7 protein-coding genes are annotated in these 7,425 nt (G+C 45.4%); 5 read left to right on the forward strand and 2 right to left on the reverse strand.

Annotated elements, in window-relative coordinates; translation table 11 throughout:
- Positions 1 to 240: 240 nt before the first annotated feature.
- The 3 genes from V7K67_RS17630 to V7K67_RS17640 all read left to right on the forward strand — a co-directional run bounded on the left by V7K67_RS17630 (position 241) and on the right by V7K67_RS17640 (position 3,438).
- Positions 241 to 1,461, forward strand: a complete 1,221-nt coding sequence (locus V7K67_RS17630; protein WP_335167727.1) for an RNA-guided endonuclease InsQ/TnpB family protein — start codon at positions 241 to 243, stop codon at positions 1,459 to 1,461.
- 384 nt (positions 1,462 to 1,845) lie between these two features.
- Positions 1,846 to 2,733 carry an NAD(P)-dependent oxidoreductase gene (locus V7K67_RS17635; protein ID WP_335167729.1) on the forward strand — a complete coding sequence of 296 codons (888 nt, stop codon included), beginning with the start codon at positions 1,846 to 1,848 and terminating at the stop codon, positions 2,731 to 2,733.
- A gap of 39 nt (positions 2,734 to 2,772) precedes the next feature.
- Positions 2,773 to 3,438: an O-methyltransferase gene (locus V7K67_RS17640; protein ID WP_335167731.1), complete on the forward strand. Its 666-nt coding sequence runs from the start codon at positions 2,773 to 2,775 to the stop codon at positions 3,436 to 3,438.
- A 507-nt stretch (positions 3,439 to 3,945) separates the two neighbouring features.
- Here V7K67_RS17640 and V7K67_RS17645 read toward each other — a convergent pair.
- Positions 3,946 to 5,031 carry an AI-2E family transporter gene (locus V7K67_RS17645; RefSeq protein ID WP_334732141.1) on the reverse strand — a complete coding sequence of 362 codons (1,086 nt, stop codon included), beginning with the start codon at positions 5,029 to 5,031 and terminating at the stop codon, positions 3,946 to 3,948.
- 130 nt (positions 5,032 to 5,161) lie between these two features.
- Between V7K67_RS17645 and pdxH the strand changes: the two genes are divergently transcribed.
- A complete protein-coding gene (gene pdxH / locus V7K67_RS17650) occupies positions 5,162 to 5,806 on the forward strand; it encodes a pyridoxamine 5'-phosphate oxidase (protein ID WP_334732142.1) in 645 nt (214 codons plus the stop codon).
- 136 nt (positions 5,807 to 5,942) lie between these two features.
- On the opposite strand, the gene V7K67_RS17655 is transcribed toward pdxH, so the two are convergent.
- Positions 5,943 to 6,560 (reverse strand): FMN-dependent NADH-azoreductase, encoded by a 618-nt coding sequence (locus V7K67_RS17655; protein WP_334732143.1) that lies wholly within the window; start codon positions 6,558 to 6,560, stop codon positions 5,943 to 5,945.
- Between the two features lie 147 nt (positions 6,561 to 6,707).
- Between V7K67_RS17655 and V7K67_RS17660 the strand changes: the two genes are divergently transcribed.
- A complete protein-coding gene (locus V7K67_RS17660) occupies positions 6,708 to 7,046 on the forward strand; it encodes a winged helix-turn-helix transcriptional regulator (protein ID WP_335167734.1) in 339 nt (112 codons plus the stop codon).
- Positions 7,047 to 7,425 lie beyond the last annotated feature (379 nt).

Here is a 7,425-nt window from a genome sequence, read left to right on the forward strand (position 1 = left end):
GCGCGGAAGGGTAGGTGTACAAATTCCACAGCCCGAAAAAAGTGCTTCTATCTCAACCCCAGCAAGCATTTCACCCCATTAATAGCCCAAGTATCATCCGCGCAACGTCTGAAACACTTACCGAGCTATCCGCGCCGAGAAAGCCCCTAAATTCTATTTATGGGGGCTAGGTGTGGGCGATTTTAATCGCCGTGATGCTGTCTCTTGTGATATAATTACGTTAGTGTATGCAACGTAATTATGCTGGTATTTGAGGCAAAACTTGAAGGAACAAAGGAGCAGTACCAATCGCTGGATAAGGCGATTAGAACTGCTCGTTTTGTTCGTAACAGTTGCGTCAGGTACTGGATGGATAACAAAGGTATTGGTAGATATGAGTTAAGCGCTTATTGCGCTGTACTTGCGCGAACAACAGAGTTTCCTTGGGTTGCCAATCTCAACTCTATGGCTCGTCAAGCCAGCGCAGAACGAGCTTGGTCTGCCATCTCCAAATTTTTTGATAACTGCAAGAAAAACAAACAAGGATTAAAGGGATTTCCACGCTTCAAGAAAGAACAAACACATGGATCTGTTGAGTACAAGACCAGTGGGTGGCGGCTCTCTGAAGACCGTAGATACATCACTTTTTCGGATGGTTTTCAAGCAGGAACTTTTAAACTTTGGGGAACTCGTGACCTGCATTTTTATCAGTTGAAGCAGTTTAAGCGCATTCGCATTGTGCGTCGTGCAGATGGTTATTATTGCCAGTTTTGCATTGATTCTGACCGAATAGAAAATCGATTTCCAACTAATAAAACAGTTGGGTTAGATGTTGGTTTAAACTACTTTCTGACCGATAGTGATGGAAACCAAGTTGAGAATCCTCTGGCTTTGAGAAAGTCGGAAAAATCGCTTAAACGATTGCAACGTCGTTTCTCTAAAACCAAAAAAGGTTCTCAGAACCGGGCTAAGTTGAGAAATAAATTAGCCCGTAAGCACCTCTTGGTAAGTCGCCAACGTAAAGACTTTGCTGTGAAATTAGCAAGGTGCGTAGTGATGTCTAACGACATTGTGGCCTATGAAGACTTGAAGGTGCGAAATCTGGTAAAAAATCATCACTTAGCCAAGTCAATTAGTGATGCCGCGTGGACTCAATTCCGGCAATGGGTTGAATATTTTGGCAAAGTGTTTGGCGTGGCAACTGTTGCGGTTCCACCCCATAACACGAGTCAAAATTGTTCTAATTGTGGTCAGGTTGTCAAAAAATCTCTTAGCACTAGAACTCATTCATGTCTCCATTGCGGAACGGTGTTAGACCGTGACCAGAATGCAGCACTGAACATACTTGAGATCGGACTCCGTACCGTGGGGCACACGGGAACGTTAACGTCTGTGGATGAGAACGACCTCTACTTGGGTGATGCAAATCCTCCAAGCAAGCCGACTCGTAGAAGCAGAAAACCTCAGAAGGCAACTTCTTAGAATCCCCGCCATTTATGGCTGGGGTGGATGTCAAAGATACCTCCCAATACGGTTCGGATAAGATTTTTTGATGACAAGCCTGATTATTAGACATCTCCAGAAATTAAATATGCTTTACCCATAACCCTTGTAGAGACGTAGCAGTGCTACGTCTCTACATTGTTTTTCGGAGATGTCTATTGTAGAGACGGCGATTTATCGCGTCTCTTGCCTTAACCGAACCGTATTGATATACCTCCTACCTATATCTCAGCAGATGGCTTGCTTGTAAAGCTGATCCGTGGTTTGATTAAAATACGGCATCTGAATCAGCTTAGTGTGGTTTATTGATGACTCGATTATCTGAATTAACTTGTCAGCCACAAAGTAAATATAAAACTTTCCATGCCTATCCAAACTATTGGTATTTTAAGTCCGGGTGATATGGGACAGGCGATCGCAGCTGTTCTCAATCAACACGGATTGAAAACTATTGCAGCCCTAGACGATCGCAGTGAACGAACTCGGCAACTAGCAGCCGCAGCCAACATTCAAGATGTGGGTTCCCTTACACAGCTGGTAATTGAATCTGATGTAGTGCTGTCAGTTCTAGTACCCGCAGCGGCTAACCAAGCAGCGCAGCAAGTAGCTGAGGCGATTAGCAATGTTGGTAAACCTATTCTCTACGTTGACTGTAATGCGATCGCACCCCAGAAAGTTATCAGTATCGGCCAACTCATTGAATCAGTTGGGGGAACATTCGTAGATGGATCAATTATTGGCCCACCACCACGAGTTCCCAACCGCACCCGCATTTACACTTCAGGAAAACAAGCAAATCAACTCCTACAACTGCGGGATCATGGCTTAGATGTGCGAGTGATTGGTGATGAAATTGGTCAGGCTTCCGGGTTGAAAATGTCCTACGCCGCCCTGACAAAAGGACTTACAGCAATCGGCACAGAATTACTAATTGCAGCCCATCGTTTAGGCTTGGATAAAGAACTATGGGATGAAGTATCTAGTAGCCAACCAGAACTTGCTAGCATATTAACCCGTTCCATTCCATCGATGACACCGAAAGCCCATCGTTGGATAGGAGAAATGGAAGAGATTGCAGAAACCTTTAAAGAGTTGGGTTTAACAGAGCGCATTTTTTATGGAGCAGCCGACGTTTACCGTTTGGTAAAAGAAACCTCCTTGGGTAAGGAAACACCAGAGGAGTCTAATCGCGATCGCCCGTTGAATGAAATCATTACCATCCTTTCCCATGAAGCAAGCTCTGACTCCTAATCTTGAGTATTTTAAAGATGGCGTAAAAAGCGATAATCTATGAATCAAGAGCAATGGACTGCGGTAGATCGTTACTTTACCGATTTGCTTGTACCGTCAGACCCCGCACTAGATACAGCCCTCCAGACTAGCGCCGCCGCCGGACTGCCGCCACACAACGTTTCACCGAACCAGGGCAAGCTGCTGCTACTATTGGCACAAATTCAAGGGGTGCGAAGCATCCTGGAGATTGGTACGCTGGGCGGCTATAGTACAATCTGGCTGGCGCGGGCGTTACCCAGCGACGGCCGCCTAATCACGCTGGAAGCTGACCCAAAACACGCCGAAGTCGCCCGCGCCAATATCGCCCACGCTGGTTTGTCCAAACTGGTTGACCTCCGGCTCGGACAGGCACTCTCTACACTGCCACAGATTGCCGCCGAGAATCAGGGCCCATTTGACTTGATCTTCATTGACGCTGACAAGCCAAGCAATCCCGAATATTTCGCGTGGGCACTCAAACTTTCTCGTCGCGGCAGCCTGATCATCGCCGATAATGTTGTGCGTAATGGAGCGGTGATTGATGCTGCCAGCAGCGATCCTAGCGTCCAGGGAGTGCGCCGCTTCAATGAACTGCTTGCCTCTGAGCCGCGTGTCAATGCTACGGCAATCCAGACTGTGGGCAGCAAAGGATACGATGGTTTTGCGATCGCGATCGTCATCTAATTGAGCCGATACGGAAAAACGATATGCTAAGGAACGTGGATTAAATAAGATGCAAAACTTTATCCTGTCTCTAGCTTCCCTCTCCTTATAAAGGCTACGATGTACACACAAGTCGGAAAAACTTCATCCACCAAAGATTTGCGGTGCGTTATGCTGGTGTGACAAAGCTAAATTGTTGCAATCATGGCGATGCCTACGGTGCGCTACGCCTACGCATTTGTTATTTTGGCGAACTCATTTGTTATTTTGGCATGTACATAATGCACCTTACTAGCGTGGCAAGGCTAAAATGTTGCAAAAAAATTGTAGGTTGGGTGGAGGCTTTGCGTAACCCAACATCCTGATATATGTTGGGTTACGCTCCGCTCCACCCAACCTACGTCTAATGCACTATTTCAGACTTGTGTGTACACCGTAGCTTTATAAAGGAGAGGGATTGAGGGTGAGGTAAACCAGGGACATAAATTGTATGTTATTTAATTCTTATTCCTAAAACAAATTTAAGTCTTAATCAGGCGGTGGGTCATGGGTAATAGTGAAAGTTGAGACAAAATCACTCGGCTTGCCGCTCTTGATCGCATCAAAAGTACCTTTAATCGTACCAGCAATGGGAACAGCAACTAGCGTCCCCAACAACCCAGCAATCTCAAATCCCATCAAAATAGCCACAAAAATCCAGATAGGATTTAGCCCGATAAAGTTGCCGAGTAACCTGGGAGCTAACAGGTTATCTTTAAGCTGCTGCATTAAAATCGCCGCGATCGCAACCTGAACTGCCAACCACCAATTTTGCAACAGTACTAAAATCGTCACCAGACCAATACCTAGAGACGCCCCAATGAAGGGAATAAGTTCTGAAATACCGATTAATATGGCAAATAACAGAGCAAAAGGCACCTTCATCACTAAGAAAATTGGCGTCAGGGTTAGCACCATGAATAGTCCTAGTAACAACTGGCTGAGAAAGAAGTTCTGGAAATTTAGGCGCAAGGATGCAGTCAGGGGATCTCCAATATTAGAGGGCAAAAGATTGACTAGACCATACCAGACACGATCGCCATACAAAAGCATATAAAATGCAAGCACAATGACTAACACTACGTCAAGTAATCCTGAGAGTAGTGTTCCAGCAAATCCTACTGCACCAGAAGCTAGCTGTTGCACCAAATTCTGAATATTGGCATTAATTTGACTACTCACAATCCTCAAATCAATTGGCAAACGTCGTTGTTTGGCCACCATTTCAAACTGCTCTAGGTTTGCTTGACTAGCGGTTAACCAATCAGGAATCTTATTTAACAGTTGGATGGTTTGCTCAATGATCAACGGCACTAGGGTAACGCCTAGAATCCCAAGCAGGGTTAAGGTTGCAAGTAAAACGATGATCACCGCCTGAGTGCGGGTAATTCGAGCGCGTTCAAAGAACTTAACCGGGTAATTTAGAAGAAAAGCCAGAATCGCCGCAATACTCAAGACGGTAATGGGATGCTGGAAATAGCGAAAAAGCACGGACAGTAGCCAGACATTGAGAGCGATAATCGGACCGCTCAGACCATAAATTAACAGGCGTTGAAGGGAGGCCGAACGGCGCATCTTATGCAACCTATTTTAGTTATTTCTTGAGAGAATTTGTAAAATTCTTGATGGCGCTGATTATCATCATCATAGATATTTTTAACAAATACATGTATAAGCGTATCTGATATCAAGGAAACAAATCACAATGGACAAAACCATAGCCGATCTTCGCAAAGACTACACCTTGGAAGGTTTGAGCGAACTAGAAGTAGACCTCAATCCTTTGATCCAATTTAAAAAATGGTTCGATCAGGCACTAGCAGCACAACTCCCCGAACCCAATGCCATGACCATTGCTACTGTCACACCAGATGGTAAGCCTTCAGCCAGAATGGTGTTACTCAAGGATTTTGATGAACGAGGCTTCGCCTTCTTTACCAACTACAACAGTCACAAAGGACAACAACTAGCAGAAAATCCCCAGGCGGCTTTAGTCTTTTGGTGGGCAGAACTGGAACGTCAAGTCAGAATTTCGGGGTATGTGGAGAAAGTTTCCGAAACTGAGTCTGACCAGTATTTTGAAAGTCGCCCTGCCAAAAGTCGCCTGGGTGCGTGGGTATCGAATCAAAGTGAGGTGATAGCAAGCCGAGAAATCCTGGAGCGACGTTTACAGAAGTTCCACAGTAAATATGAAAATCAGGAGATTCCACGACCGCCTCATTGGGGAGGCTTACGAGTGATCCCCACAGAAATCGAGTTTTGGCAAGGACGCCCTAGCCGTCTCCACGATCGCTTGCTTTATAGCCGTTTAGATAATGGCACTTGGAAAATTGAGCGGTTGTCACCGTGAGGGGATGAGGGGGATGAGGGGGATGAGGGGGACAAGATAAATTTTCTTCCTCATCTCCCCCTGCTCCCTCATCTCCCCCTGCCCCCTCATCTCCCCCTGCTCCCTCATCTCCCCCTGCCCATTCCCCACATTTTTCTTACCACTGAGCGATCGCATCTTGAATTGCTGCCCGTGCTTCTGATAGAGATTTGGTACGGGCATCACCTTCGTTTAGACTATTAGCGTTAATAAATTGAATGTCTGTAATCCCAATAAAACCAAAAATTGTTCGCAGGTAGGGTTCTTGGAAGTCATAGGGAGCGGCAGGAGATGTCGGACTAAAGTCACCGCCGCGTGCTGTGATGATAACTGCCTTTTTACCCTGGACTAACCCTTTAAAACCTTGAGCTTCTATTGCAACAGTCCGGTTAATGCGAACAATTTGGTCAATGTAAGCCTTGAAGGTGGAAGGTATATTGAAGTTATACATTGGCACTCCAAAGACGTAGCGATCGGCTGCCAAAAACTCATCTACTAACTCATCAGAAATCCTGATGGCCTCTGTTAATTCTGGGGTATGGGTTTCTGGTGGGGAGAACGACGCTGCAATCCAAGCTTCATCAACGTGAGGAACTGGATGATGCCCTAAATCTCGGTAGGCGATCGCATCTTCAGGATGCGCGGCTTTCCAAGCACTGATAAATTCCTTAGATAGTTCTCTGGAGTGCGATCGTTCAGCACGGGGGCTGGAATCAATATGTAGAATGTTTACCACCAAATATCTCCTGATTAGCTAGGATTTCTGCTTTGACTGTTTTTGAGTCTAAATTTCAAAGCATTACATCAGATACTAAAAGTAACTAGTTACTAAAGTAAAGTAGTTACCATAAAGTAACTGTAGAAAATTTTAGCTAACTTATCGATGTCTGTCTCTAAAAATCCTGATGCTTGCCCAATTAGTATTCTGATGTCCTTACTATCAGGCCCCTGGACAATGTATATACTGTGGGTGTTATGTAATAGTGGGCCTAATCGCTTTGGTGCATTGAAGCACTTAGTCGAGGGTATTTCTACCAAAGTTCTAACAGAAAGACTGAGGATGCTAGAGACAGCAGAGATTATTTATCGCCATTATGAACCAACTGTTCCGCCCCAAGTCACTTACGGACTGACAGAACGTGGTCAGGAACTCATTGAAATTCTTAATCAACTCAATGCACTTGCCGAACGCTGGTATGGCGGCGAAAAAAGTAAAAAGTAAAAAGATAATTCCCATAAATAAATTGAGGGGAAATGATTAAGGATGTATTCTTTCTCTCTACGAGACGCAATCATGCGAACGCAGCACTTTCCACGACGCTCGTTCGCTCTTAGCGTCTCCCCGAATCACATTGGGAGAGGCTAACGCCAAGGGAGAAGACTCGCTCTAAGCGAAGCCATGCCGTTGGCGAAGCCTCTCGAAGAGAAGGCTTTACGCTGCGCTATCGAAATAAATGTTTTTATTTCGTTCCATAAATAAATTTAGGGGCAACTCTTGGAGACGCACTCACCAAACACCTCGCCCCGTGGAAGCCCCCGGATTCATCCGTGGGGGCAAGGGGCAGGCGAATTTATTCGCCGTCACGTCTTTAAAAACCATA

The organism is Nostoc sp. (assembly GCF_036917155.1).
Taxonomy (GTDB): domain Bacteria; phylum Cyanobacteriota; class Cyanobacteriia; order Cyanobacteriales; family Nostocaceae; genus Nostoc.

Bases quoted from the DNA above. Each gene is read 5' to 3' on its own strand.
- V7K67_RS17635 (WP_335167729.1), top strand. From the start codon at position 1,846: ATGCCTATCCAAACTATTGGTATTTTAAGTCCGGGTGATATGGGACAG.
- V7K67_RS17660 (WP_335167734.1), top strand. From the start codon at position 6,708: ATGTCTGTCTCTAAAAATCCTGATGCTTGCCCAATTAGTATTCTGATG.
- V7K67_RS17640 (WP_335167731.1), top strand. From the start codon at position 2,773: ATGAATCAAGAGCAATGGACTGCGGTAGATCGTTACTTTACCGATTTG.
- V7K67_RS17630 (WP_335167727.1), top strand. From the start codon at position 241: ATGCTGGTATTTGAGGCAAAACTTGAAGGAACAAAGGAGCAGTACCAA.
- V7K67_RS17645 (WP_334732141.1), bottom strand. From the start codon at position 5,031: ATGCGCCGTTCGGCCTCCCTTCAACGCCTGTTAATTTATGGTCTGAGC.
- pdxH (WP_334732142.1), top strand. From the start codon at position 5,162: ATGGACAAAACCATAGCCGATCTTCGCAAAGACTACACCTTGGAAGGT.